This window comes from Variovorax sp. GW821-FHT09D04 (genome assembly GCF_059416405.1).
The window spans coordinates 1-25,160 of the sequence record NZ_JBWKPA010000016.1; the positions used below are offsets into that span (position 1 = coordinate 1).

Consider the following 25,160-nt stretch of genomic DNA (forward strand, 5'->3'; position numbering starts at 1 on the left):
AGGTCATCGTCAGGCTCTTACAGCCCAGAAAACCCCAGTCAGCAATGACTGGGGTTTTTTGCTTTGCGCAATGCAAAGATCAACTGCATAAAAAGCGCTGACTCGAAAGAAGCAGCGCTTTTTTTATTGCGGCAAACAACTGCTAATCAGGCGTTGTGAACTCCCGAAGCATCGGATTGTGCTGCGCCGACCGCAACCAGCTCTGCCAACAAGTCGTCCGTCAGAGCCTCCAGCGACTCACCGGCAAAGAATCGAGCTCGAATCAGCTCGAAATAGGGCGTTCCGGCCAGCCACGCATCCCACTCCGCATGCGACACCGCGTGCAGTTCGAGAAGCTTGAACTTCATCAGCACCTTCATCGCATGGCGTGCGTGCTTCACTGGGTCGCGCTCCAAGCCAGACAGCCGCCGGCGCGCCGTATGCAAGGCTTGGACGACGCTCTCGCAAACAAAAAAAGCCCGACGAGATGAACTCATCGGGCTTTTCTATTGGGCTTTCAAAGCCCGCACTTCGCAGGCCCATGAGCCTGCGAGAAGCGCTTACTCAGGCAGCCAACCGCTGCTCAATCGCAGCCTTCGTCTCCGGCAATTCCTTCGGCAGATGGTGCGCCAGCTGCTGGAACAACTCTGTGTGCAGCTTCAGCTCGGCCTGCCAAGCCGCCTTGTCGATGCTCGTGACCGTCGCGAACTGCTCGGCGCTGAAATCCAGCCCAGTCCAGTTCAGGTCTTCATAGCGCGGGCTTACCCCGGTGATGTGCTCGACGCCTTCCGTCGCCTTGCCTTCCACGCGGTCGATCATCCACTTCAGCACGCGCATGTTCTCGCCGTAGCCTGGCCAGACGAACTTGCCGTCCGCGCCCTTGCGGAACCAGTTGGTCGTGTAGATCTTCGGCAGCTGGGCGCCCGAGGCTTGCAGCTTCTTGCCCAGGTCGAGCCAGTGCTGGAAGTAGTCGCTCATGTTGTAGCCCATGAACGGCAGCATGGCGAACGGGTCGCGGCGCACCACGCCTTGTTGGCCGGCGGCCGCAGCGGTGGTTTCCGAGCCCATCGTGGCGGCCATGTAGACGCCTTCGACCCAGTTGCGGGCTTCGGTGACCAGCGGCACGGTCGTCGAACGGCGGCCGCCGAAGATGAAGGCGTCGATCTTCACGCCCTTCGGATCGTCCCAGGCTTCGTCGAGCGCGGGGTTGTTGGTGGCGGCGACGGTGAAGCGCGCGTTCGGGTGGGCGGCCTTGGCGCCGGTTTCCTTGGCGATCTGCGGCGTCCACTCCTTGCCTTGCCAGTCGATGCAATGCGCGGGCGCGTCGCCCATGCCTTCCCACCAGACGTCGCCGTCGTCGGTCAGCGCCACGTTCGTGAAGATCACGTCACGGTGCAGGCTGGCCATGCAGTTCGGGTTGGTCAGGTCGTTGGTGCCCGGGGCCACGCCGAAGTAGCCGGCTTCCGGGTTGATGGCGCGCAGCGTGCCGTCGGCTTGCGGCTTGATCCAGGCGATGTCGTCACCGATGGTCGTGACCTTCCAGCCGTCGAAGCCCGCCGGCGGGATCAGCATCGCGAAGTTGGTCTTGCCGCAGGCGCTCGGGAAGGCGGCGGCCACGTGGTGCTTCTTGCCTTCAGGGCTGGTCACGCCGAGGATCAGCATGTGCTCGGCCAGCCAGCCTTCGTCGCGGCCCATGTTCGAGGCGATGCGCAGCGCGAAGCACTTCTTGCCCAGCAGCGCGTTGCCGCCGTAGCCCGAGCCGTAGCTCCAGATCTCGCGCGTCTCGGGGTAGTGAACGATGTACTTGGTGGTGTTGCAGGGCCAGGTCACGTCCTTCTGGCCGGCCTCGAGCGGTGCGCCCACGGTGTGGACGCAGGGCACGAACTCGCCATCGGTGCCCAGCACTTCGTACACGGCCTTGCCCATGCGGGTCATGATGCGCATGTTGACGGCCACGTAGGGGCTGTCGGACAGCTCGATGCCGATGTGTGCAATGGGCGAGCCCAGCGGGCCCATGCTGAAGGGCACCACGTACATGGTGCGGCCCTTCATGCAGCCGTCGAACAAGGGCTGCAGCGTCGCGCGCATCTCGGCCGGGGCCATCCAGTTGTTGGTGGGGCCGGCGTTTTCCTTCTGCGCGGAGCAGATGAAGGTGCGGTCTTCGACGCGTGCCACGTCGCTCGGATCGGACATCGCGAGGAACGAGCCCGGGCGCTTGGCGGGGTTCAGCTTCTTGAAGGTACCGGCGTCGACCAGTTGCTGGCAGAGGCGGTCGTATTCTTCCTTGCTGCCGTCGCACCAGTGGATGGCGTCGGGTTTGCACAGCGCGGCCATCTCGGCCACCCAGGCGATCAGCTTGGCGTTCTTGACGTATGAGGGCGCCTGAATGGGAAGGCCCTTCATCGTGGGTGCGTTCATCGGAAATCTCCTAAGTTGAAAAATCGTCTTTCCGAACGGGGCGCCGCGCCTGACCAGGCACGGAGGTCCGTTTGAGAAAACGTTTCGCTTCGGGAGATTGCGTCAACGCGGGCCGCACAGCCCGCGGACAAAAGCGCGAAAGCCTGTCAGTTCAGGCGAGAAAAACGGCGATCGACGCCAGCAGCAGCATCAGCACGCCGCCAGCCAGCGGGAGCACGAGCGGCATCAGGTGAACGACCGATTCGACGGCGTCATGTTCGGCGGCGGCAGCGTGGCCGTGCTCGGCGGGGGTGGGATGGGACATCGGGAAATACCTCGAATACGCAAATGACAACGCATCAAATGCAGTCAACCGCAAATGACAAAACTCCCGCCATTTTACCGGCGAGGCGCCGTCGGCGGGTCTAGGGGGTTGCGAGGAGCCCTCAGTGCTGCTCCACCGCTTCGAAACCGGCGTCTTTCAGGGCACTCAACACGCTCGCCAGGTGGGCCCGGCCGCGCGTCTGCAGCACCAGCTCGACGTCGACATTCTGCGCCGCCAGCATGGTGAAGGCGCGCTGGTGGTGCACCTCGTCGACGTTAGCGCCCGCTTCGGCTACAGTGGCCGTGATCTGGGCCAGCGAGCCCGGCACGTCGCGCGCGCTGACGCGCACCCGGGCGAGCCGCCCGGCGCGCACCATGCCACGCTCGATGATGGCCGCGAGCAGCAGCGGATCGATGTTGCCGCCCGACAGCACCAGGCCCACGCGCTTGCCGCGAAAGCGTTCCGGGTGCCGGATCAGCGCCGCCAGGCCGGCCGCGCCCGCGCCTTCGACCAGGGTCTTTTCGATCTCGAGCAGCATCAGCACGCCCTGCTCGATGTCGCCTTCGTCCACCAGCAGCAGGTCGTCGACCTTGGCGGCGATGATCTCCCGCGTCAGCACGCCCGGCGTGCCGACCGCGATGCCCTCGGCGATCGTGCTCGTGCCCTGCGCGTGGTGCGTGCCCTTGACGGCATTCACCATTGCCGGAAAACGCTGCGTCTGCACGCCGACGATCTCGATGCCGGGCTTGATCTCGCGCGCCGCCACGGCCATGCCGGCGATGAGCCCGCCGCCGCCGACCGCCACCACCAGCGTGTCGAGATCGGGCACTGCGTCGAGCATCTCGAGCGCGATCGTGCCCTGGCCGGCAATGATGGCTTCGTCGTCATAGGGGTGCACGAAGGTCAGGCCTTCGCGCTCGGCCAGTGCCAGCGCATGGGCGCGCGCCGCGTCGAGCGTGTCGCCGTGCAGCACCACCTCGGCGCCGAAGCCGCGCGTGCGCTCGATCTTCACGCCGGGCGTGAAGCGCGGCATCACGATGAGTGCGCGCAGGCCCAGCCGCTGCGCGTGATAAGCCACACCCTGCGCATGGTTGCCGGCCGACATGGCGATCACGCCGCGCGTGCCGCCTTCGGAAAGATCGACCAGCTTGTTGCACGCCCCGCGTTCCTTGAACGACGACGTGAACTGCAGGTTCTCGAACTTGAGAAACACCTGCGCACCCACGATTTCAGAGAGCGTGCGCGACTCCACGCAGGGCGTGTTGAGCACCTGGCCCTGCAGGCGCGCCGCGGCGCGACGGATAGCTTCGATTCCGACCATGGCGCGCATTGTGGCTGGAATCCAGCGGATCAGGGTTTTTACTCTTTCGGCGTCTTCCCGAAGCCAAAAGTCTGCGTTATGGTCGCTCCAAGTATTTCCTCGCAGGAGGTTGCCTGATGGTCAAGCGTGCGGGTGTCGATGTGGTGGCTGCTGCGGTGCGCGGGCAGGCCTTGCCTTCGCCCGGCCTCAAGGAAGCACCGGTGCTCGAGCTCATGTGCTCGCACTTCGTGCTCACGCTCGCCGCCAAGCAGGGGCCGCGCTTCAACGTGCGGCGCGATATCAACGGATTGCTCTCGCTCACCGGGCGCCACCTCGTGTGGCCCGCCGCGGTGCTGCAGCGATTGCGCGAGTTCCTGGGCCGCCGCTGTGCGGGCAACGAAGCGTGGAAGGGCGTCGAAGATTTCGACGGCCGCACGCTGCTCGAACGCCACGGCGTGTGGCGCGGCCCGTATGAAGAAGGCACGCTGTTCTTCTACCTCGACGAGTACGCGAAAGACCAGCCCAAGGACCTGCTCTCGGTGCTGGCCGTCACGCGCGACTGGCTCACGCACGCGCTGCGCAAGCAGTCGACGCTGGTCGAGAAGAACATCGACGCGCTCGCCGGCCTTTTGCAGCTCAACAAGGCCGAGCGCGCGCTGCTCCTGTACGGCACGCTCGCGCGTTACCAGCGCGACCTGCGCTCGCTGCTGGTCGAGTTCAAGGTCAACAACGCGCCCGAGGCCTACGCTGCCATCGCCGACATCGCGGGCGTCAACGCGAGCGAGGTGGGCGAGGCGCTGCGCGCGGGCTCGCGGCTGGAGCGCATCGGCCTCGTCGAGAACCTCATCTCCGAGCACAACATCACCGACCTCGCCGACCTCATGAAGGTCAGCGAGAAGCTGCCGCCCGTGCTGATGCGCGAGTACCGCGACCACAACGAGCTGATGGCCGTGTTCACGCGGCCCTCGGCCAAGAGCGCGCTCACGCCGCACGATTTTTCCTTCGTGCAGGAAGACGCGCAGATGCTCGTCACGCTGCTGCGCGCGGCCGTCGCGCGCAAGGAGCCCGGCGTCAACGTGCTGCTCTATGGCCCGCCCGGCACCGGCAAGACCGAGCTGGCCAAGGTGGTCGCGCAGGCGGCGGGCCTGGAGCTCTTCGAGGTCGAGTACGCCGACCGCGACGGCAACTCGCTCAGCGGCCGCGACCGCTACCGCTCGCTGCAGATCGCGCAGGTCTTCCTCAAGGGCAGCGCGCAGGCCGCGTTGCTGTTCGACGAGGTCGAGGACGTGTTCCCGCCCATCAGCACCGAGGCCGCGCAGTTCATGGCGCGCGCCGAGCAGATCCCCGCGCCCGCCAGCGGCAGCGTGAGCGGCAAGGCCTGGGTCAACCAGATCCTCGAGGCCAACCCCGTGCCCACGCTGTGGGTTACCAACCGCATCGAGCAGATCGACCCGGCCTTCCGCCGCCGCTTCGCCTACCACCTCGAACTCAAGTCGCCGCCGCCCGGCGCGCGCGAGCAGCTCGTCAAGAAGACGCTCGAAGGCGTCGTCGTGTCCGAGGCCTTCACCGCCAAGCTGGCCGAGCGCAAGGGCCTCACGCCCGCGCAGATCCGCACCGCCGTGCGCTTCGCCGGCCTGGCCAAGACCGACGAGGCCTCGGTCGAAGCCCTCATCGAGCGCCAGCTGCGCAACGCCGACCTCGCGCTGGGCACGCTCGACAAGAGCCCGGCCGAGCGCCGCAGCGTCACCACCTACGACCTGGACATGCTCCACGTCGAAACCCGTTTCGAGATCCCGCGCATCGTCGAGGCGCTGAAGGCGCGCGGCCACGGCACGCTGTGCTTCTACGGCGCGCCCGGCACCGGCAAGACCGCGCTGGCCGAGCACATCGCCAAGGCCGTGGGGCGCCCGCTCATCGTCAAGCAGGCCAGCGACCTCATGAGCAAGTACGTCGGCGAGACCGAGCAGAACATGGCCGCCATGTTCAAGGAGGCCGAGTCCGAGAAGGCCGTGCTGCTGCTGGACGAGGCCGATTCGTTCCTGCAAGACCGGCGCGGCGCGCAGCGCACCTACGAGGTCACCGAGGTCAACGAGATGCTGCAGGGCATGGAGCGCTTTCGCGGCGTGTTCGTGTGCACCACCAACCTGCTCGACCGGCTCGACCAGGCGGCGCTGCGGCGCTTCACCTTCAAGATCAAGTTCATGCCGCTCACCGCGGCGCAGCGCGAACGCATGTTCGTCACCGAGGCGCTCGCGGGCGACGCGGCCCTGCTCACCGGCGAGGTGCGCGCGCGCCTGGCGCTGCTGTCGCAGCTGTGCCCCGGCGACTTCGCGGCCGTGAAGCGGCAGACCGACATCCTCGCGGCCGAGTTCTCGGCGGCGGAGTTTCTCGAACAGCTCGAAGCCGAGCACCGCATCAAGCCCGAGGTGCGCGAATCGCGCGGCATGGGCTTCATCCAGTAGCGGGCGCGCGTCCCGCCCCCGCGCCCCGAACAAAAACCGATCAGCACTGTCCGCCACCGCGGACGCCAGGAGGACCCCGATGGCCTTTCGCAATGCACACGCGTCGCGGCGCTCGCGGGCCCTGGCCGCCGCCACCGGCGCGGTGGCGCTCGCCCTGGCCGGCCTGCTGGCGGGGTGCGGTGGAGGCGGCGGGGGAGGAGGTGGCGGCGGTGGCTTCCCGATCGGCGTGCTGCCGACGCCAGCGCCGGGAGGCGGGGGCAACGGGGGCGAGGGCGGCATCGTCGCGTCCGCGACCGTCGCCGGCCAGTGCGCCGCGCCGCGCCGGGGCATCAACCCCGCGACCGGTCGCGCGTACCCCGACACCGCCGGCACCGTCGACAACGAGAAGAGCTGGGTGCGCGGCTGGATCGACGAAACCTACCTTTGGTACAACGAGGTGCCCACCACGCTCAAGGCCTCGGACTACGCCACGCCGTTGACCTGGTTCAGCGTGCTCAAGACGCAGGCCACCACGCCCTCGGGCCAGCTCAAGGACCGTTTCCACTTCTACCTCGACACCGAGGCGTACCGCCTGGAGTCCGAGGGCGGCGTGTCGGTCGGCTACGGCATGGACACGGCGGCGGTGCGCAGCTCGCCGCCGCGCAACATCCGCCTCGCCTTCGTCGAGCCGGGTTCGCCGGCGGCGGCGGCCGGCCTGGCGCGCGGGGCCAAGCTGGTCGTGGTCGACGGCGTCGACGTGGTGGCCAGCACCGGGCAGGCCAACGTCGACATCATCAACCGCGCGATCTCGCCGCAGAACCTCGGCGAGAAGCACACCTTCACCTTCGAGGTGAGCGGCACGCGCGGCAGCCCGATCGAGCTCACGGCCCAGCGCATCACGAGCACGCCGGTGCTGTACACCCGCACCATCGGGCCGGCCGGCAACCGCGTGGGCTACCTGCTGTTCAACGACCACATCTCGACCGCCGAGGGGCAGCTCGTCACGGCCATGAACACGCTCAAGCAGGACGGCGGCGTCCAGGACCTCGTGATCGACATGCGCTACAACGGCGGCGGCCAGCTGCGCATCGCGAGCCAGCTGGCCTACATGGTGGCCGGGCCGGGCCCGACGAACGGCAAGACCTTCGAGTTGCTGACCTTCAACGACAAGAACCCGTACCGCACCACGCTCGCGGACAACCTCACGCCCTTCTTCACGACCACCCGGGCCGGCCAACCCCTGCCCACGCTGGGCCTGTCGCGCGTCACGCTGCTGACGGGCCGCAGCACCTGCTCGGCCAGCGAGTCGGTCATCAACAGCCTGCGCGGCGTGGGCGTCACGGTCAACCTCGTGGGCGCCACCACCTGCGGCAAGCCCTACGGGTTCGTTCCGCAGGACAACTGCGGCACCACCTACTTCGCGGTCAACTTCAAGGGCGTCAACCAGGCCGGTTTCGGCGACTACGGCGACGGCTTTGCACCCAATGCCAGCTGCGCCGTGGCCGACGACTTCGACCACCTGCTGGGCGACGCCGCCGAAGGCCGGCTGGCCGCGGCGCTGCGGTTGCGCGACACCGGTTCGTGCACGGCGGCATCCGCCAAGGCCGCGGACACCCCGGGCCTGGAGAAGGCCGCCGCGCCGGTGGAAGAAGACCAGCTCTTCCTGCGCCCCCGCTCGCCGCTGCGCGAGAACCGGCTGATCGACCTTGTGCCCAGCCCGGGCTGACAGACGGCCTGACCCCGCGCGCGAGGCCAGCCCCGGCCTCGCGGAAAACCCCTAGCCGTACCCCATTGCCACGCCTGCGGCCTGCCACTTAGAGTTTGGCAAACGTTTGCGCAAAGGTTTGCGCAAACGTTTTCACTCCCTGGCGCTCCTTTAGGAAACCGGGCTGGAAACCAAACACTTAGGAGAAGCAGATGCGCAAATGGACAGTGACGACCTTCTGGCTCGTCGTCATGGCGGTGCTCGTGGGCTGCGGCGGCGGTGGGGGCGGCGGTGGCGGCATCGGCCTGGCGCCCGGCTACGCGGCCGCGCCGGTGGCGCAGAAAGTCATCATCGACAGCGACTACAACACCATGAGCGACGACGGCCAGCTCGGCGTCATGGCCGCGCAGCTGCAGGCCGAGGGCAAGGTGCAGGTGATGGGCATCAGCGTGGTGTCGGGCAACCAGTGGCTCAAGCAGGGCGTGGCCGACGCGCTGATGTCGGTCGAGCGCCTGGGCGTGGGCCAGCGCATCGGCGTCTACGTGGGCGAGAACTACGCGCTGAACCACACCTTCGCGGACATCGAGGCTGAGATGAAGGCCGGCGCAGGCGGCGACGGCTACCTGGGCGCCTGGAGCGGCCCCGAGCCCAAGACCGACGCCAACCTCAAGCCCTCGCCCGACGGCTTCGCCACTCGCACCGTGGTGCAGCGCAAGAGCGCGGTCGACTTCATCATCGACACCGTCAAGGCCAACCCCAACGAGATCACCATCCTGGCCATCGGCCCGCTCACCAACATCGCGCTGGCCGTGAAGAAGAGCCCCGACATCGTGCCGCTGATCAAGAAGATCATCTACATGGGCGGCGCCGTCGACGTGGCCGGCAACACCACCCATTTCGCCGAGTTCAACTGGTGGTTCGACCCCGAGGCCGCCCAGTTCGTGGTGCGCCTGCCGATCCCGCAGGTGGTGGTGCCGCTGGACGTGACCGACACCGTGTTCCTCACCAAACCCGTCTACGACCGCATTGCGCACCCGGCCAAGCCGACCGCGGTGACCGAGGTGTTCCGCAAGCTCAACGGCTACGGCTTCAGCGGCACCAACGGCTTCGAGAACAACCCGAACTACACGCAGAACATCTGGGACACGCTGGTGCTGGCCTACCTCATCGATCCGCGCTACGCCACGCAGACCGTCGAGCGCTATGTCGACGTGGTCGCCAAGCCCGGTGCCGCCGACAACGGGCGCTCCATCGGCTACACCACGCCGCCCGCGGGCGTGCCGCTGCAGAAGATGACGGTGGTGAAGAAGTTCGACAACGCGCGCTTCTTCGAGCTCTACATCGACCTGCACACGCGACCGGTGCCGATCACGCTGCCGGCGAGCGGCTCGTAAACCACCTGCCGTCAGCCGGCGCGCGGGGCCGGAGCGCCGATACTTCGGCCCTCGAACAGGGAACACACGCATGCTGATCGGCATCGATATCGGAACCTCCGCGGTCAAGATCGTCCTGACCGACCTGCAACTGCTGCAGGTCGTGGCCACGGTCGATCGGCCGCTCACTTCGCAGTACCCGCAGCCCCTGTGGTGCGAGCACGACCCCGACCAGTGGTGGGCCGCCGTGTCGGACGGCCTCGACGAACTGGCGCGCACGCACCCGACGGCGATGGCTGGCGTGCAAGGCATCGGCCTGTCGGGCCAGATGCACTCGCTGGTGCTGCTCGACGCGGCCGACCGCCCCGTGCGCCCCGCCATCCTCTGGAACGACGGCCGCGCCGCTGCCGAGGCCGCCGAACTCATGCAGACCGACCTCGCCCTGCGCCGCGCCGTCGGCGTGCAGCCGATGGCGGGCTTCACCGGCCCCAAGCTGCGCTGGCTGCGCACCCACGAGCCCGAGGCCGTGGCGCGTGCCCGCTCGCTGCTGCTGACCAAGGACTACGTGCGCCTGCAGCTGTCGGGCGAGAAGGTGACCGACGTCACCGACGCCGCCGGCACCTGGCTGTTCGACCAGGCGCAGCGCCGCTGGTCGCCGCAGGCGCTCGCCGCCTGCGGGGTCGATCCCGCCTGGCTGCCGCGCGTGGTGGAGTCGTGCGAACCCTGCGCCACCGTGCGCGACGCGCTGGCCGCGCGCTGGGGCCTGCCGCGCGGCGTGCCGATTGCCGGCGGCGCGGGCGATGCCGCGGCGGGCGGTGTCGGCATCGGCGTGGTCGGGCCGGGCGACGGCTTCGTGTCGCTCGGCACCTCGGCGCAGATCCTGGTGGCCGACACCGCGCACCGCCCCGACCCCGAGCGGCTGGTGCATGCCTTCTGCCACGCGCTGCCGCAGCGCTGGTACCGCATGGCGGCGCTGCTCAATGGCGCGAGCCCGCTGGCCGCGCTGGCGTCGTGCACCGGCGGTGCCTCGGTCGGCGAGCTGCTGGCCGAGGTCGAGGCCGCGTACGCCGGGCCCTCGCGCCTGCTCGCGCTGCCTTATCTGTTCGGCGAACGCACGCCGCACAACAACCCGTTCGCGCGCGGCGCGATCGTCGGGCTCTCGGGCGCCACCACGCGCGCCGACCTGATGCAGGCGGTCTGCGAAGGCATCGCCTTCTCTCTCGCCGACGGCCTGGAAGCGCTGAGCGCGCAGACGGCGCGGCCCGAGCGCCTGGCGCTGATCGGCGGCGGCGCGCGCTCCGCCTTCCTGGCGCAGCTGATCGCGTCGGTGCTCGATGTGCCGCTGGTGCTGTACGAATCCGCCGACCGCGGCCCGGCCTTCGGTGCGGCGCGGCTCGCGCGGCTGGCGGTCACGGGCGAAGACCCGGCGGGTGTGGTCGTCGCGCCCGCCGTGCGCCAGGTGCTCGCGCCCGACGCCGCCTTGCACGCGGCCTACCAGCCGCGGCTCGAGGCCTTCCGCACGCTCTACCGCGCGATGGCGCCGGTCTGGGCGTCGGTGGCCTGAAGAGGCGCTCGTCGGCTCAGTCCGGCGTGAGCCCGGCGGTGTCCACCACCTTCTTGTACACGTCGAACTCGGCGGCGATCTGCTGCGTGAATTCCTGCGGCGTGTTGCCGACGACGAAGGAACCGGTGTCCTGGATGCGCCTGCGCACGGCGGGATCTTCGAGCGACTTGCGCGCCGCCGCGTGCACCTTGTCCACCACGTCCTTGGGCAGGCCCTTGGGGCCCACGATGCCGTAGTACGCCATGCGGTTCACCGGCGCGAGGCCGACCTCCTTGAAGGTCGGCACGTCGGGCAAGTCCTTCAGGCGCTCGGACGCCGCCACGACGATCGGGATCAGCCGGCGGTCCTTGATGAAGGGCAGCGCTGACGGCAGGTTGTCGAAGATCATCGCGACCTGGCCCGCGACGGTGTCGTTGAGCGCCGGGCCCGACCCGCGGTAGGGGATGTGCGTGACGGACGCGCCGGCCATGCCCTTATACAGCTCCATCTGCAGGTGCCCGATGCTGCCCGTGCCTGCGGTGGCGTAGGCGTACTTGCCCGGGTTCTTCTTCAGCACCTCGATGAAGCCCTTGTAGTCCCGTGCCGGAAAGCTGGGGTGGACCGCAATGACGTTGGGCGTCGCCGCCAGGTTGATGATCGGCGTGAAGTCGGTCTTCGGGTTGTAGGGCACCTTGGGGTTGATGGCCGGATTCGCCGCCGTCGTCGACACGGTGCCGATGCCCAGCGCGTAGCCGTCGGGCGTGGCGCGCGCGGTCTCGGCGGCCCCGATCGCGCCGCCCGCGCCCGACTTGTTCTCGACGATGACGCTCTGCCCCAGGTGCCTGCCCAGGGGCTCGGAGATGACGCGCGCAATGATGTCCGTCGTGCCGCCCGGCGCGAACGGCACCTGCAGCTTGACGGGCTTGTCGGGGTAGCCCTGCGCGTGAGCGGGCACGGTTGCCGCCAGCAGGCAGGCGAGGGCGAACAGGGTGGGGGTTTTCGGCAAGGTGTCTTCCTCCTCTTGGATTGATGGAATGGGCGGGATGAGTGGGAACAGGTCAGGGGCGCCGCGGAATCAGGCAGCTCGCGTCGAGCTCGCCCGGGTCGTTGACGCCGAGCATGGCCATGTTCCGGTCGACCTCGTCCCGCAGCAGCCGGATCGCGTGCGTGACGCCCGCGTGGCCGCCCACGGCGGCGGCATACATGAACGGCCGGCCGGCGAACACAGCCTTGGCGCCCAGCGCCAGCGCCTTCAGCACGTCGCTGCCGCGGCGCACGCCGCCGTCGACCATCACGGGCAGCTCGCCCGCGGCGTCCAGCACCTGCGGCAGCGCGCGCAGCGCCGGTGCCGCGCCGTCGAGTTGCCGGCCGCCGTGGTTGGAGACGATGAGCCCATCGGCGCCGAGCTGGCGCGCGCGCCGCGCATCGGCCGGATGAAGAATGCCCTTCAGGATCAGCGGCCCGCGCCACTGCTGGCGGATGCGGGCGATGTGGTCCCAGTGGATGTGGTCGCGGCCGGTCGTGTCGCGGATCGCGGTGCTGGAGAAAAGAGGCGCGCCGCGCGTGGCGAACGAGTTCTCGAAATGCGGCATGCCCTGCGTCACGAAGGTCCGCGCGAGCGTGCCGAGCAGCCAGCGGGGCCGCACGAGGCCGTCCCATGCCAGCCGCAGGCTGGGCCGCAGCGGCGTCGTGAAGCCGGCGCGCACGTTGTTTTCGCGGTTCGCCCAGACCGGAATGTCGACCGTGACGACCAGGTGGCGAAAGCCCGCGTTGGCGATGCGCGCCACCAGGCCGTCGATGCGCGCCGCATCGCCCGGCAGGTAGGCCTGGAACCAGGTGCCGGGCGCGGCCTGGGCCACTTCTTCCATCGGAATGAGCGAGGTGCCGCTCATGACCGCGGGAATGCCGGCCGCCTGCGCCGCCTGGGCGAGCACCAGGTCGCCGCGGTAGGCCGACAGCGCGCTGATGCCGACCGGCGCGATCCCGAAGGGCGACGCGTAGCGCTGGCCGAACAGCGTGACCTCCTGCGAGCGCCGGGAGACGTCGACCAGCACGCGGGGCAGGAAGTCGTGCGTGTCGAACGCGGCGCGGTTGGCGTCCAGCGAGCGGTTGTCTTCCGCCGCACCGGCGATGTAGCCGAACAGCGGGCGCGGCAGCCGGCGCTTGGCCGCGTGCTCGAAGTCCTGCAGCGACAGGATGCCGGCGAGGCGCCGCGGCGTCGCGGCAGCAGCAGCAGGGGCTTGCGCCGGCGCGGTGCGCGGGGCATCGAAGGCACGCGAGAAAACAGTCATGTCCGCCATCCAGTCAGTCGTTCGGTCCGCGCGGACTGTAGGGGGCGGAAGGTTTTGAAAAAGCGAATTTATGGTAATTTGCCATTTCGCTTTTTTCGAAATGACCGAGGGAGACGGCGCATGACGCTGAAGCAACTGGAGGCCTTCTACTGGGCCGCGACCTGCGCCAGCTTTGCGCTCGCGGCGCAGCGGCTGCACCTGTCGACCTCGTCGCTGTCCAAGCGCCTGGCCGAGCTGGAGGTGTCGCTCGGCGCGCCCTTGTTCGACCGCGCCGGGCAGCGGGCCACGCTCACGGACGCGGGCGAGCGTTTCCTGCCGCGCGCCGCCGCGCTGCTGCTGGCGGCGGATGAAACGAAGCGGTCGCTCGGCGCGCCCGCCAGCCTGGGTGGGCGCTGCACCTTCGGCATCGGCGAACTGAGCGCGCTGACCTGGCTGCCCCAGCTCGTCGCGCACGTGGGGCGGCACCTGCCCGACCTGCGCCTGGAGCCGCACGTCAACTTCGGCTCGGCGCTGGACGAGCGCCTTCGCAACGGCGAGCTCGACTGCGCGGTGATCGCCGGGCGTTCACCGCACCACGGGCTGATCTCGTCGCACACCGTGGGCCAGGCGCATTTCGTGTGGGTGGCCGCGCCCGCGTTGGCGGGCAAGACCGCGACGATCGGCGCGCCGCTGCTCGCGCAACATCCCATCGTGACGCTGCCGCTCGGCGCGGGCACCAGCCGCCTGCTCGACGAATGGCTCATGGCCGAGAACCTCGAGGCGCCGCATCGCCTCAGCTGCAACAGCTGGGGCGCCGTTGCCGGCCTGCTGATCGAGGGGATCGGTGTCGGGTTCCTGCCGGAAGGCTGGGCGCGCCTGCTGTCGCGCCGCGGCGACCTGCGCATCCTGAAGGCCCGCCAGGCCCTGCCCGCGCTGACCTACACCTTCCAGAAGCGCAGCAACGACGAGCGCCATCTGCTGACGGCCATGCGCGCCGCGGTGCTCGCGTCCATCGATTTCTCGAAGGCCGCCCGCCTGCTCTAGCCGGAGAGGGTCAGAAGGCTTCGCACACGCGAAGCACTTCGGCGCCGTAGGCCTCGAGCTTCTTCGTGCCGATGCCGCTGATGCCCTGCAGGTCTTCGAGCGTCGCGGGTGCGCGCTCGGCAATGGCGGCCAGCGTGGCGTCGTGGAAGATCACGTAGGCCGGCAGGTTGTGTTCCTTCGCCACCTCGGCGCGCCAGGCCTTGAGCGCCTCGAAGCGCTTCTTGCCGGTGTCGTCCAGCGAGGCCGCCGCCGGCGACGGTGCGCCCTTGGCCACCTTCTCGCGCCGGGGCTTGCGCTCGGCCGGTGACGACACCGACTCGCGCAGCGACACCGAGGTCTCGCCCTTGAGCACCGCGCGCGAGCCCTCGGTGAGCTTCAGCGTGTTGAACGCTTCGGCGTCCACCGCCAGCGCGCCGGTGGCGATCAGCTGGCGCAGCACGCCGCGCAGCGCCACCTCGCTGAACTCCGCGCCGATGCCGAAGGTGCTGATGCGCTCGTGCCCGAACTGCTTGACCTTCTCGGTCGCCTTGCCGCGCAGGATATCCATGATGTGGCCCGCGCCGAAGCTGATGCCGCTGAGCTGCTGCACGCGGTAGATGGTGCTCAGCAGCTTGCGCGCGGCATCGGTGCCGTCCCACACCTGCGGCGGGTTCAGGCAGTTGTCGCAGTTGCCGCAGGGCGTGCTCTTCTCGCCGAAGTAGCCCAGGAGGCGCACGCGGCGGCAGTCGCTGGCCTCGGCCAGCGAGAGCAGGGCGTCGAGCTTGCCGCGCATCACCTGCTTGAACTCTTCGCCGGCCGGGCTCTCGTCGATCATGCGGCGCTGGTTCACCACGTCGTTCAGGCCGTAGGCCATCCAAGCGTCGGCGGGGGCGCCGTCGCGGCCCGCGCGGCCGGTTTCCTGGTAGTAGCCCTCGATGTTCTTGGGCATGTCGACGTGGCCGACGAAGCGCACGTCGGGCTTGTCGATGCCCATGCCGAAGGCGATGGTCGCGACCATCACGATGCCTTCCTCGCGCAGGAAGCGGTCCTGGTGCTTCTGGCGCACCGCCGCATCGAGGCCCGCGTGGTACGGCAGCGCGTTGATGCCGGCGCCCTGCAGCGTCGTCGCGAGGTCTTCCACGCGCTTGCGCGACTGGCAATAGACCACGCCCGCATCGCCCTCGTGCTCGCGCTCGATGAAGCGCAGCAGCTGCGTGGTGGCGTCCTTCTTCTCGACGATGGTGTAGCGGATGTTCGGGCGGTCGAAGCTGGAGACGAACTGGCGCGCCTCCTCGAGCTGCAGTCGCTCGACGATGTCGGCGCGCGTGAGGTCGTCGGCCGTGGCCGTGAGCGCGATGCGCGGCACGCCCGGGTAGCGCTCGTGCAGCACGGTGAGCGCGCGGTACTCGGGGCGGAAGTCGTGGCCCCACTGGCTCACGCAATGCGCCTCGTCGATGGCGAACAGCGAGAGCTTGCCGCGTTCGTTCAGCGAATCGAGCTGCGACAGGAAGCGCGGCGTGTTCACCCGCTCGGGCGCTGCGTACAGCAGCGTGATCTCGCCGCGCAGCATGCGGCGCTCCACGTCCTGCGTCTGCTCCCAGTCGAGCGTGGAATTGAGGAACGCCGCGCTCACCCCCGCCTCGTGCAGCGCGCCCACCTGGTCGTGCATCAGCGCGATCAGCGGCGACACCACCACCGACACGCCGCGCCCCGCGCGCTGCCGCGCGATGGCCGGAATCTGATAACAGAGCGACTTGCCGCCGCCCGTGGGCATGAGCACCAGCGCGTCGCCGCCGCCCACCACGTGCTCCACGATGTCCTGCTGGGCTCCGCGAAAGCGCGCGTAGCCGAACACGTCGTGAAGGATGTCGGCGGGGGCCGCGCTGCCGGGGCTGCTGCCGTCGCTGGTGGCGTCGAAGGGGCGGGGAGCGAGGGAAGACACAGGCGGGGGTGCGAAGGGCGGGAGAGGGGGAGAAAAGGGCCGGAGCCGGGGCGGACGCCGATTGTCCCCCAGCGGCTCCGATATGACTGTGGCACGGCGTTTGCAATGGTGAACCCCGTCCCGGCACCCCTCTTGTCTAGACAGCAAACTGGGGCATTTCTCTCTGAGATGCACCAAAAAAGGACTTTCGGGTTATCCTGTATAGACAAGTTGGGGCGCCTGGCAACAATGCGAGGCGTGCTGCCCACATCCCCCGGGCATGTATCGCCGAGTCACCTCTCTCAAAAAATGGAACCAGGAGTCCCCATGGTCAAGGTAGTTGTGAAAGTCGCTTCGCTGCTGGCAGCAGGTGCATGTGCAGCGGGCATGGCCGGAACGGCCGCCGCCCAGGACACGAAGATTTCGCTCGGCATGTCCGGCTGGACCGGCTTTGCGCCGCTGTCGCTGGCCGACAAGGCCGGCATCTTCAAGAAGAACGGGCTGGACGTCGAACTCAAGATGATCCCGCAGAAGGACCGCCACCTGGCGCTGGCCTCCGGCGCGATCCAGTGCGCGGCCACCACGGTGGAGACGCACGTGGCCTGGAACGCCAACGGCGTGCCGATCGTGCAGATCTTCCAGATGGACAAGTCCTACGGCGCCGACGGCCTGGCCGTGCGCAACGACGTGAAGAGCTTTTCCGACCTCAAGGGCAAGAGCATCGGCGTGAGCGCCCCGGGCACCGCGCCGTACTTCGGCCTGGCCTGGATGCTCAGCAAGAACGGCATGAGCCTGAAGGACGTGAAGGTGGTGTCGCTCGAGCCGCAGCCCGCCGCGCAGGCTTTCGTGGCCGGCCAGAACGACGCCGCCATGACCTACGAGCCCTACCTGTCGACCGTGCGCGCCAACCCGGCCGCCGGCAAGATCCTGGCCACCACGCTCGACTACCCGATGGTGATGGACACCGTCGGCTGCGCCCCCACCTGGCTCAAGGCCAACGGCAAGGCCGCCGCCGCGCTCACCAAGTCGTACTTCGACGCGCTGGACATGATCAAGGCCGACCCGGCCAAGGCCAACGAGCTCATGGGCTCGGCCGTCAAGCAAAGCGGCGAGCAGTTCGCCAAGTCGTCGGCGTACCTGCGCTGGCAGGACAAGGCCGCCAACCAGAAGTTCTTCGCGGGCGAGCTCACCAGCTTCATGAAGGAAGCCGCGGCCATCCTGCTGGAGGCCGGCGTGATCCGCAAGGCGCCGGAAGACTATGCCGCCACCTTCGACGCCAGCTATGTCAAGTAAGGCCTTGCCGCAGATGCAACCGATGACCGCCGCCCCGGCGCGCGCCGTGACGCCGCCGCCCGCGCCTCCCGTGCGGCGTCGCGTGTTCGCGCCGCTCGAACCCATCAGCGCGTCCGCGCGCACGATGCTGGGGCTGGGCTTCTTCGTGCTCTTCGTGGTGGTGTGGGGCATCGCCACGCTGGGCGGCTTCGTGTCGCCCACCTTCCTGGCGAGCCCGATCACGATGGTCAAGGAGGGCTGGCTGCTCTTCACCGAGTACGGCTTCATCGGCGACATCGGCATGACCGTGTGGCGCGTGTTCGGCGGCTTCCTGCTGGCGGCCATCATCGCGGTGCCGCTGGGCGTGGCCATGGGCACCTGGAAGACCGTCGAAGCCTTCTTCGAGCCCTTCGTGTCGTTCTGCCGCTACCTGCCGGCCTCGGCTTTCATTCCGCTGCTCATCCTGTGGGCGGGCCTGGGCGAAATGCAGAAGCTGCTGGTGATCTTCATCGGCTCGTTCTTCCAGATCGTGCTGATGGTGGCCGTCACCGTGGGCGGCGCGCGGCGCGACCTCGTGGAGGCGGCCTACACGCTGGGCGCCAACAGCCGCGGCATCGTGGCGCGCGTGCTCATTCCGGGCGCCGCGCCGGGCATTGCCGAAACGCTGCGCCTCGTGCTGGGCTGGGCCTGGACTTACGTCATCGTCGCGGAACTCATCGGCTCCTCGTCGGGCATCGGCCACATGATCACCGACAGCCAGGCGCTGTTGAACACCGGGCAGATCATCTTCGGGATCATCGTGATCGGCGTCATCGGCCTGTTGTCCGACTTCGCTTTCAAGGCGATGAATCGCCGTCTGTTTGCATGGGCTGCACTGTGAAGAACCAACTCTCCATTCAAGGCGTCTCGCGCGTCTTCACCGGCACCAAGGGCCAGCGCACGCAGGCGCTGCAGCCGATCGACTTCGAGGTGAAGGAGAACGACTTCGTCACCATCCTCGGCCCCTCGGGCTGCGGCAAGTCGACGCTGCTGCGCATCGTGGCGGGGCTCGACTTCCCGACCACTGGCCAGGTGATGCTCGACGGCGAGCGCATCGAAGGCCCCGGCGCCGACCGCGGCGTGGTGTTCCAGAGCTACACGCTGTTCCCGTGGCTCACGGTGGCGCAGAACATCCGCTTCGGCCTGCGCGAGCGCGGCATGAGCGAAGCCGACCAGAAGGAACGCAGCGAGTTCTTCATCGCCAAGGTCGGCCTGCGCGGTTTCGAGCACCACTTTCCCAAGCAGCTCTCGGGCGGCATGCAGCAGCGCACGGCCATTGCGCGCGCGCTGGCCAACGACCCCAAGATGCTGCTGCTCGACGAGCCCTTCGGCGCACTCGACAACCAGACCCGCGTGCTCATGCAGGAGCTGCTGCTGGGCATCTGGGAGTCGGCGCAGAAGACGGTGCTGTTCGTCACGCACGACATCGACGAGGCGATCTTCATGGCCAACCGCGTGGCGGTGTTCAGCGCGCGGCCGGGCCGCATCAAGACCGAGATCGCGGTCGACTTCCCGCACCCGCGCAGCTACACCATCAAGACCTCGCCCGAGTTCATGGACATCAAGGCGCGCCTGACCGAAGAAATCCGCGCCGAGTCGATGGCCGCCGCGGAACATTGAAAGCACGATGAAACGCGACCTGCCGTCCCTCGCGCTCTATGCGCAAGTCAAGGATCACATCTCCCGCAAGATCCAGGACGGCACGTGGCCGCCCGGCCACCGCCTGCCTTCCGAGAACGAGCTGGTCGCGCAGTTCGGCATGGCGCGCATGACCGTGAACCGCGCCCTGCGCGAACTCATGGAGCAGGGGCGCATCGTGCGCGTGGCCGGCGTCGGCAGCTTCGTGGCCGAGAACAAGCCGCAGTCGACGCTGCTGCAGATCGCCAACATCGCCAGCGAAATCCGCCAGCGCGGCCACGACTACCGCTGCGAGATGCTCGCGGTCGAGCGCCTCGCGGCCTCGCCCGACGTGGCGGCCTGGCTCGACCTGCGCGCGGGCGACTCGGTGTTCCACAGCGCCTGCCTGCACCTGGACAACGACACGCCCGTGCAGCTCGAGGAGCGCTACGTCAACCCGCAGGTCGTGCCCGACTTTCTCGAGCAGGACTTCACGGCCGTGCCGCCCAGCGAGTACCTGGTGCGCAATGTGCCCTTCGACCAGATCGAACACGTCGTCGATGCCGTGCTGCCCAGCGCCGAACAGGCCGAGCGGCTCGCGATGGCGCCCACCGACCCCTGCCTGCTGCTGACGCGCCGCACCTGGATCCGCAACACGCCCGTGACCTGGGTGCGCTGCCTGCATCCGGCCTCGCGCTACAGCCTGGGCAGCCGCTTTAAATCCGACGGCAACCCGACCTTCGGCTAGACAGACCGTTTTTTTTCGACCCTCAGAGGCCCACGTTTTCTCTCGCAACCACTTGTATAGACAGGTTCACATGCCAAGCAATCACACCGCCACTCCCCACGCCACATTGACCCTCACGCCCGGCAAGGTCGACCTTGCGATGCTGCGACGCATCCAGGCCGGCGGCGTGCACCTTGCGCTCGACCCGTCGGTGCAGGACGGCATGGCCAAGGCCGAGGCCGCGGTGCGCCACATCGTCGAGAACGACGAGGTGGTCTACGGCATCAACACCGGTTTCGGCAAGCTCGCCAGCACGCGCATCGGCAACGACCACCTGGCCGAGCTGCAGCGCAACCTCGTGCTCTCGCACAGCGTGGGCACGGGCGAGCCGCTGGCCGCGCCGGTGGTGCGCATGATCCTCGCGACCAAGGCCGTGAGCCTGGCGCGCGGCCACTCGGGCGTGCGGCCCGCGCTGGTCGATGCGCTGCTGGCGCTGTTCAACGCCGGCGTCACGCCCAGCATCCCGTGCAAGGGCTCGGTCGGCGCCTCGGGCGACCTGGCGCCGTTGGCCCACATGGCCTGCGTGCTCATCGGCGAAGGCGAAGCCACGCTGGCCGACGGCCAGAAGGTGAGCGGCGCCGAAGCCATGCGCAGCATCGGCCTCGAACCCTTCGTGCTCGGCCCCAAGGAAGGCCTGGCGCTGCTCAACGGCACGCAGGTGTCGACCGCGCTGGCGCTGGCCGGCCTGTTCGGCGCCGAAGACGTGTTTGCCGCCGCGCTGATGTCGGGCGCGCTGTCGCTCGAAGCCATCCAGGGTTCGATCAAGCCCTTCGACGCACGCATCCACGCCGCGCGCGGCCAGCCCGGCCAGATCGCCGTGGCCGGCGCCGTGCGCACGCTGCTCGACGGCAGCGAGATCGTGCCCTCGCACGCCGACTGCGGCCGCGTGCAGGACCCGTACTCGGTGCGTTGCATCCCGCAGGTGATGGGCGCCTGCCTCGACAACCTCGCGCATGCATCGCGCGTGCTGGTCATCGAAGCCAATGCCGCATCGGACAACCCGCTCGTGTTCTGCGACACCGGCGAGGTGATCTCGGGCGGCAACTTCCACGCCGAGCCCGTCGCCTTCGCGGCCGACATCATTGCGCTGGCCGTGAGCGAAGTCGGCGCCATCGCCGAGCGCCGCCTCGCGCTGCTGCTCGACAGCGGCCTGTCGGGCCTGCCGCCCTTCCTGGTGCGCGACGGCGGCCTGAACTCCGGCTTCATGATCGCGCAGGTCACGGCCGCCGCGCTCGCCTCGGAAAACAAGTCGCACGCGCACCCCGCCAGCGTCGACAGCCTGCCGACCTCGGCCAACCAGGAAGACCACGTGTCGATGGCCACCTTCGCCGCGCGCCGCCTGGGCGACATGGTCAACAACACCGCCGTGGTGGTGGGCATCGAAGCGATGGCCGCCGCCCAAGGCATCGAACTCAAGCGCAAGCTGAAGAGTTCGCCGCTGGTCGAAGCGGAATTCGCCCGCATCCGCCAGAAGGTCGCGTTCCTCGAGACCGACCGCTACCTCGCACCCGACATCGAAGCCATGCGCCTGTGGGCGCTCGCGGCCGACCTGCCGGCCGCGCTGCTCGACATCCTGCCCAGCCACTCGAAGTGATCCGTACCGACCGCCACCCGACAAGGAGAACCACGCCATGAACGCACCCGACAAATTCGCCCTGAACACCACCACCGGCGCCGATCCGCGCCATGACCCGACCCGCGTGATCCGCGCCCCGCGCGGCACCGAGCTCAACTGCAAGAGCTGGCTCACCGAAGCGCCGTACCGCATGCTGCAGAACAACCTCGACGCCGAGGTGGCCGAGCGCCCGCAAGACCTCGTGGTGTACGGCGGCATCGGCCGCGCCGCGCGCGACTGGGCCTGCTACGACCAGATCCTCGCCTCGCTGAAGGAACTGGAAGACGACGAGACGCTGCTCATCCAGTCGGGCAAGCCGGTCGGCGTGTTCAAGACGCATGCCGATGCACCGCGCGTGCTGCTCGCCAATTCGAACCTCGTGCCGAAGTGGGCCAACTGGGAGCACTTCAACGAGCTCGATCGCCAGGGCCTCTTCATGTACGGCCAGATGACCGCCGGCAGCTGGATCTACATCGGCAGCCAGGGCATCGTGCAAGGCACCTTCGAGACCTTCGTCGAAGCCGGTCGCCAGCACTACAACAACAGCCTCGCGGGCAAGTGGATCCTCACGGCCGGCCTGGGCGGCATGGGCGGCGCGCAGCCGCTCGCGGCCACGCTGGCCGGCGCCGTGTCGCTGAACATCGAGTGCCAGCAGTCGAGCATCGACTTCCGCCTGCGCACGCGCTACGTCGACAAGCAGGCACGCGACATCGACCACGCCTTCGAGCTCATCAAGCAGCACTGCGACGCCAAGGAAGCCGTGTCGATCGCGCTGCTGGGCAACGCGGCCGACATCCTGCCCGAGCTGGTCACGCGCGCGAAGGCCGGCGGCCTCAAGCCCGACCTCGTGACCGACCAGACCTCCGCGCACGACCTGATCAACGGCTACCTGCCCTCGGGCTGGACCGTGCCGCAGTGGCAGGCCGCCATGAAGGACGCGTCGCAACACGACGCCCTGAAGAAGGCCGCCGCCCAATCGTGCGCCGTGCACGTGCAGGCCATGCTCGACTTCCAGGCCATGGGCATCCCCACGGTCGACTACGGCAACAACATCCGCCAGGTCGCGTTCGACGAAGGCGTGAAGAACGCCTTCGACTTCCCGGGCTTCGTGCCGGCCTACATCCGTCCGCTGTTCTGCGAAGGCAAGGGCCCGTTCCGCTGGGTGGCGCTCTCGGGCGATCCGGAAGACATCTACAAGACCGACGCCAAGATCAAGGAGCTGTTCCCCGAGAACACCCACACCCACCGCTGGCTCGACATGGCGCGCGAGCGCATCGCCTTCCAGGGCCTGCCCGCGCGCATCTGCTGGCTCGGCCTGGGCGAGCGTCACATCGCCGGCCTGGCCTTCAACGAGATGGTGAAGAACGGCGAACTCAAGGGCCCGATCGTCATCGGCCGCGACCACCTGGACACCGGCTCGGTCGCCAGCCCGAACCGCGAGACCGAAGCCATGAAGGACGGCACCGATGCCGTCTCCGACTGGCCGCTGCTCAACGCCCTGCTCAACACGGCCGGCGGCGCGACCTGGGTCAGCCTGCACCACGGCGGCGGCGTGGGCATGGGCTACTCGCAGCACTCGGGCGTGGTGATCGTGTGCGACGGCACCGACGCGGCGGCCAAGCGCATCGGGCGCGTGCTCTTCAACGACCCGGCCACGGGCGTCATGCGCCATGCCGACGCGGGCTACGACATCGCCGTGGCCACGGCGAAGAAGCAGGGCCTGAAGCTGCCGATGATCAAGTAAGGCCGGCAGGCGCCGCAGGTGAAGTAAAAAAGCGGGTCACCCGACACCCGACACCCGAAGGAGACCCGACGATGACCCTCGATGCTTGCGACCTGCAGCGCCGCGTGCGCGAACGCGTGGACGACGCGCTGGTGGCGCAGTTCCAGCGCGATGGCGCGGTCTGCATCCGCCAGCTGCTCACGGCCGACGAACTCGCGCTGCTGCGTGACGGCATCGAGGCGAATCTGGCGGCGCCCAGCCCGCGCGCCAAGGTCGCGAGCCGGCCCGACGACCCGGGCCGCTTCTTCGAGGACTTCTGCAACTGGCAGGAGATCGACGCCTTCGGCCGCTTCATCCGGCAGGCGCCGCTGGCGCCCCTCGCGCAGCGGCTCATGGGCTCGGACACCGTGCGGCTGTACCACGACCACCTGCTCGTGAAGGAACCCGGTACGCGCCAGCGCACGCCGTGGCACCAGGACCAGCCCTACTACAACATCGAGGGCATGCAGAACGTCAGCATGTGGATTCCGGTCGATCCGGTGTCGCGTGCGGCCACGCTCGAGTTCGTGGCCGGCTCCCACAAGGGGCCGTGGCTCATGCCGCGCACCTTCATGGACAACCACGCCAAGTGGTTCCCCGAAGGCAGCCTCGACGACCTGCCCGACATCGAGGGCGCGCGCGAGCGCTTTCCCATCGTCGGCTGGGACATCGAGCCCGGCGACTTCGTCTGCTTCCACATGCTCACCCTGCATGCGGCGGCCGGCGTCGAGGGGCCGAACCGGCGCCGCGTGTTCTCGGTGCGTTTCCTGGGCGACGACATCCGCCACGCGCCGCGCAGCTGGAAGACCTCGCCCGATTTCCCGGGCCTGGCCGAGCGCCTGCCGGCCGGCGCGCCGATGGACGATCCGCTCTTTCCGCTGCTGGTGCGCTGAGCCCCGGTAAGACGAAGGTAGAAAGAAAAAACGCGCTCATTCCCATCGCGTGGGAATTCGGGCTTGGTCGTGAGAACGGCGAGCAAGATACTGCACGCCGCATCCACTTTCGACCGCCCAGCGATTGCCCCCGATGACGACCCCCCTTGACGCTCCCGCCCACAACGACCGCGCGCTGTTCGTGCTGTCGGTGCTGGCGCAAAGCAAGGCGGCGATGACGGCGGCCGAGCTGGTGCAGGCCACCGGCCTGTCGCAGAGCACGCTGTACCGCCAGGTCGCCACCTTGCGCCGCTGGGGCTTCGTGATGGAGTCCGAGGGCCGCTACTCGCCGGGACCGGTGAGCGTGCAGTTGGCCAGCGGCTTCGACGGCAACTCCGACCTCGTGATGGCCGCGCGCGCCGACATGCGCGTGCTGGCGCAGCAAAGCCACGAGAGCGTGGCGCTCGTCACCCTGGTGAACGAGCGCGTCGTGTGCCTGGAGATGATCGACAGCGAACAGTCGCTGCGCTGCTCCTTCGATCGCGGGCGCAGCGTGCCCGCGCGCGACGGCGCCAGCGCCAAGTGCCTGCTGGCCCACGCGCCCGACGACGCGCGCGACCTGCTGCTCGACGGCCTCGACGAAGGCCCCGAACGCCGCGCCGAGCGCGCCGCCGAACTCGACACCATCCGCGCCGCCGGCCATGCCGTGACACACGGCGAGGTCGATGCCGGCGTGTGGGGCGCGAGCGCGCCGGTGCTGGCCGCGGGCCGGCGCCTGCGCGGGGCGATCACGCTCATGGCGCCGCTCACGCGCGTCGAAGGCATGGAAGCTGCATTGGTCCACATGACCGTCGTCACGGCGGCCCGCATCTCGCGCGCACTGCAGTAGTCGCCGCTTTTCTTTTTCTTTCTCCCTCCC

At 68.7% G+C, this 25,160-nt stretch carries 20 protein-coding genes; 13 read left to right on the plus strand and 7 right to left on the minus strand.

Annotated elements, in window-relative coordinates:
- Nucleotides 1–146: 146 nt before the first annotated feature.
- The 4 genes from AC07O4_RS29865 to AC07O4_RS29880 all read right to left on the minus strand — a co-directional run bounded on the left by AC07O4_RS29865 (nucleotide 147) and on the right by AC07O4_RS29880 (nucleotide 4,022).
- Nucleotides 147–380: a hypothetical protein gene (locus AC07O4_RS29865; RefSeq protein ID WP_495306408.1), complete on the minus strand. Its 234-nt coding sequence runs from the start codon at nucleotides 378–380 to the stop codon at nucleotides 147–149.
- 163 nt (nucleotides 381–543) lie between these two features.
- Nucleotides 544–2,397, minus strand: coding sequence for a phosphoenolpyruvate carboxykinase (GTP) (locus AC07O4_RS29870; RefSeq protein ID WP_139703565.1), 1,854 nt, complete (start codon nucleotides 2,395–2,397; stop codon nucleotides 544–546).
- A gap of 151 nt (nucleotides 2,398–2,548) precedes the next feature.
- Nucleotides 2,549–2,701 carry a hypothetical protein gene (locus AC07O4_RS29875; RefSeq protein ID WP_169805104.1) on the minus strand — a complete coding sequence of 51 codons (153 nt, stop codon included), beginning with the start codon at nucleotides 2,699–2,701 and terminating at the stop codon, nucleotides 2,549–2,551.
- A gap of 121 nt (nucleotides 2,702–2,822) precedes the next feature.
- The gene (locus tag AC07O4_RS29880) at nucleotides 2,823–4,022 is read right to left on the minus strand and encodes a threonine ammonia-lyase (protein ID WP_169805105.1); all 1,200 of its coding nucleotides are present in this window, start codon (nucleotides 4,020–4,022) and stop codon (nucleotides 2,823–2,825) included.
- A gap of 116 nt (nucleotides 4,023–4,138) precedes the next feature.
- Between AC07O4_RS29880 and AC07O4_RS29885 the strand changes: the two genes are divergently transcribed.
- The 4 genes from AC07O4_RS29885 to xylB all read left to right on the plus strand — a co-directional run bounded on the left by AC07O4_RS29885 (nucleotide 4,139) and on the right by xylB (nucleotide 11,084).
- The gene (locus AC07O4_RS29885; RefSeq protein ID WP_062482108.1) at nucleotides 4,139–6,463 is read left to right on the plus strand and encodes an ATP-binding protein; all 2,325 of its coding nucleotides are present in this window, start codon (nucleotides 4,139–4,141) and stop codon (nucleotides 6,461–6,463) included.
- 79 nt (nucleotides 6,464–6,542) lie between these two features.
- Nucleotides 6,543–8,168 carry a S41 family peptidase gene (locus AC07O4_RS29890; protein ID WP_495306409.1) on the plus strand — a complete coding sequence of 542 codons (1,626 nt, stop codon included), beginning with the start codon at nucleotides 6,543–6,545 and terminating at the stop codon, nucleotides 8,166–8,168.
- Between the two features lie 191 nt (nucleotides 8,169–8,359).
- Nucleotides 8,360–9,541 (plus strand): nucleoside hydrolase, encoded by a 1,182-nt coding sequence (locus AC07O4_RS29895; RefSeq protein ID WP_495306410.1) that lies wholly within the window; start codon nucleotides 8,360–8,362, stop codon nucleotides 9,539–9,541.
- A 70-nt stretch (nucleotides 9,542–9,611) separates the two neighbouring features.
- A complete protein-coding gene (gene xylB, locus AC07O4_RS29900) occupies nucleotides 9,612–11,084 on the plus strand; it encodes a xylulokinase (protein WP_495306411.1) in 1,473 nt (490 codons plus the stop codon).
- Nucleotides 11,085–11,100: 16 nt separating this feature from the next.
- On the opposite strand, the gene AC07O4_RS29905 is transcribed toward xylB, so the two are convergent.
- Both AC07O4_RS29905 and AC07O4_RS29910 read right to left on the minus strand, forming a co-directional pair.
- A complete protein-coding gene (locus tag AC07O4_RS29905; protein ID WP_495306412.1) occupies nucleotides 11,101–12,069 on the minus strand; it encodes a tripartite tricarboxylate transporter substrate binding protein BugE in 969 nt (322 codons plus the stop codon).
- 52 nt (nucleotides 12,070–12,121) lie between these two features.
- Nucleotides 12,122–13,354 carry an alpha-hydroxy acid oxidase gene (locus AC07O4_RS29910; RefSeq protein WP_495306413.1) on the minus strand — a complete coding sequence of 411 codons (1,233 nt, stop codon included), beginning with the start codon at nucleotides 13,352–13,354 and terminating at the stop codon, nucleotides 12,122–12,124.
- A gap of 120 nt (nucleotides 13,355–13,474) precedes the next feature.
- On the opposite strand from AC07O4_RS29910, the gene AC07O4_RS29915 reads away from it, so the two are divergent.
- The gene (locus AC07O4_RS29915) at nucleotides 13,475–14,377 is read left to right on the plus strand and encodes a LysR family transcriptional regulator (RefSeq protein WP_495306414.1); all 903 of its coding nucleotides are present in this window, start codon (nucleotides 13,475–13,477) and stop codon (nucleotides 14,375–14,377) included.
- Between the two features lie 10 nt (nucleotides 14,378–14,387).
- Here AC07O4_RS29915 and recQ read toward each other — a convergent pair whose 3' ends face one another.
- On the minus strand, nucleotides 14,388–16,298 hold the full coding sequence (recQ, locus tag AC07O4_RS29920; protein WP_495306415.1) for a DNA helicase RecQ: 1,911 nt from the start codon (nucleotides 16,296–16,298) through the stop codon (nucleotides 14,388–14,390).
- Nucleotides 16,299–16,604: 306 nt separating this feature from the next.
- On the opposite strand from recQ, the gene AC07O4_RS29925 reads away from it, so the two are divergent.
- The 8 genes from AC07O4_RS29925 (at nucleotide 16,605) to AC07O4_RS29960 (ending at nucleotide 25,130) form a co-directional block, all read left to right on the plus strand.
- Complete coding sequence (locus tag AC07O4_RS29925; protein WP_307638576.1) at nucleotides 16,605–17,570, plus strand: ABC transporter substrate-binding protein; 966 nt, start codon at nucleotides 16,605–16,607, stop codon at nucleotides 17,568–17,570.
- A 13-nt stretch (nucleotides 17,571–17,583) separates the two neighbouring features.
- Nucleotides 17,584–18,429 carry an ABC transporter permease gene (locus AC07O4_RS29930; protein ID WP_495306416.1) on the plus strand — a complete coding sequence of 282 codons (846 nt, stop codon included), beginning with the start codon at nucleotides 17,584–17,586 and terminating at the stop codon, nucleotides 18,427–18,429.
- Nucleotides 18,414–19,208, plus strand: a complete 795-nt coding sequence (locus tag AC07O4_RS29935) for an ABC transporter ATP-binding protein (RefSeq protein ID WP_062481286.1) — start codon at nucleotides 18,414–18,416, stop codon at nucleotides 19,206–19,208. Before AC07O4_RS29930 ends, AC07O4_RS29935 begins: the two co-directional genes overlap by 16 nt.
- A gap of 7 nt (nucleotides 19,209–19,215) precedes the next feature.
- Nucleotides 19,216–19,953, plus strand: coding sequence for a histidine utilization transcriptional repressor HutC (gene hutC, locus AC07O4_RS29940; protein ID WP_062481289.1), 738 nt, complete (start codon nucleotides 19,216–19,218; stop codon nucleotides 19,951–19,953).
- Nucleotides 19,954–20,023: 70 nt separating this feature from the next.
- Nucleotides 20,024–21,586, plus strand: a complete 1,563-nt coding sequence (gene hutH, locus AC07O4_RS29945; RefSeq protein WP_487848899.1) for a histidine ammonia-lyase — start codon at nucleotides 20,024–20,026, stop codon at nucleotides 21,584–21,586.
- A gap of 37 nt (nucleotides 21,587–21,623) precedes the next feature.
- Nucleotides 21,624–23,351 carry a urocanate hydratase gene (gene hutU, locus AC07O4_RS29950; protein WP_495306417.1) on the plus strand — a complete coding sequence of 576 codons (1,728 nt, stop codon included), beginning with the start codon at nucleotides 21,624–21,626 and terminating at the stop codon, nucleotides 23,349–23,351.
- 71 nt (nucleotides 23,352–23,422) lie between these two features.
- On the plus strand, nucleotides 23,423–24,262 hold the full coding sequence (locus AC07O4_RS29955; RefSeq protein ID WP_159273438.1) for a phytanoyl-CoA dioxygenase family protein: 840 nt from the start codon (nucleotides 23,423–23,425) through the stop codon (nucleotides 24,260–24,262).
- A gap of 133 nt (nucleotides 24,263–24,395) precedes the next feature.
- Complete coding sequence (locus AC07O4_RS29960) at nucleotides 24,396–25,130, plus strand: IclR family transcriptional regulator (protein WP_495306418.1); 735 nt, start codon at nucleotides 24,396–24,398, stop codon at nucleotides 25,128–25,130.
- The last annotated feature ends 30 nt before the right edge of the window (nucleotides 25,131–25,160 follow it).

Bases quoted from the DNA above. Each gene is read 5' to 3' on its own strand.
- AC07O4_RS29890 (WP_495306409.1), top strand. From the start codon at position 6,543: ATGGCCTTTCGCAATGCACACGCGTCGCGGCGCTCGCGGGCCCTGGCC.
- AC07O4_RS29960 (WP_495306418.1), top strand. From the start codon at position 24,396: ATGACGACCCCCCTTGACGCTCCCGCCCACAACGACCGCGCGCTGTTC.
- AC07O4_RS29910 (WP_495306413.1), bottom strand. From the start codon at position 13,354: ATGACTGTTTTCTCGCGTGCCTTCGATGCCCCGCGCACCGCGCCGGCG.
- AC07O4_RS29955 (WP_159273438.1), top strand. From the start codon at position 23,423: ATGACCCTCGATGCTTGCGACCTGCAGCGCCGCGTGCGCGAACGCGTG.
- hutH (WP_487848899.1), top strand. From the start codon at position 20,024: ATGCCAAGCAATCACACCGCCACTCCCCACGCCACATTGACCCTCACG.
- AC07O4_RS29925 (WP_307638576.1), top strand. From the start codon at position 16,605: ATGGTCAAGGTAGTTGTGAAAGTCGCTTCGCTGCTGGCAGCAGGTGCA.
- AC07O4_RS29880 (WP_169805105.1), bottom strand. From the start codon at position 4,022: ATGGTCGGAATCGAAGCTATCCGTCGCGCCGCGGCGCGCCTGCAGGGC.
- AC07O4_RS29895 (WP_495306410.1), top strand. From the start codon at position 8,360: ATGCGCAAATGGACAGTGACGACCTTCTGGCTCGTCGTCATGGCGGTG.
- xylB (WP_495306411.1), top strand. From the start codon at position 9,612: ATGCTGATCGGCATCGATATCGGAACCTCCGCGGTCAAGATCGTCCTG.
- AC07O4_RS29930 (WP_495306416.1), top strand. From the start codon at position 17,584: ATGCAACCGATGACCGCCGCCCCGGCGCGCGCCGTGACGCCGCCGCCC.
- AC07O4_RS29885 (WP_062482108.1), top strand. From the start codon at position 4,139: ATGGTCAAGCGTGCGGGTGTCGATGTGGTGGCTGCTGCGGTGCGCGGG.
- AC07O4_RS29875 (WP_169805104.1), bottom strand. From the start codon at position 2,701: ATGTCCCATCCCACCCCCGCCGAGCACGGCCACGCTGCCGCCGCCGAA.
- hutU (WP_495306417.1), top strand. From the start codon at position 21,624: ATGAACGCACCCGACAAATTCGCCCTGAACACCACCACCGGCGCCGAT.
- AC07O4_RS29870 (WP_139703565.1), bottom strand. From the start codon at position 2,397: ATGAACGCACCCACGATGAAGGGCCTTCCCATTCAGGCGCCCTCATAC.
- AC07O4_RS29915 (WP_495306414.1), top strand. From the start codon at position 13,475: ATGACGCTGAAGCAACTGGAGGCCTTCTACTGGGCCGCGACCTGCGCC.
- hutC (WP_062481289.1), top strand. From the start codon at position 19,216: ATGAAACGCGACCTGCCGTCCCTCGCGCTCTATGCGCAAGTCAAGGAT.
- AC07O4_RS29935 (WP_062481286.1), top strand. From the start codon at position 18,414: ATGGGCTGCACTGTGAAGAACCAACTCTCCATTCAAGGCGTCTCGCGC.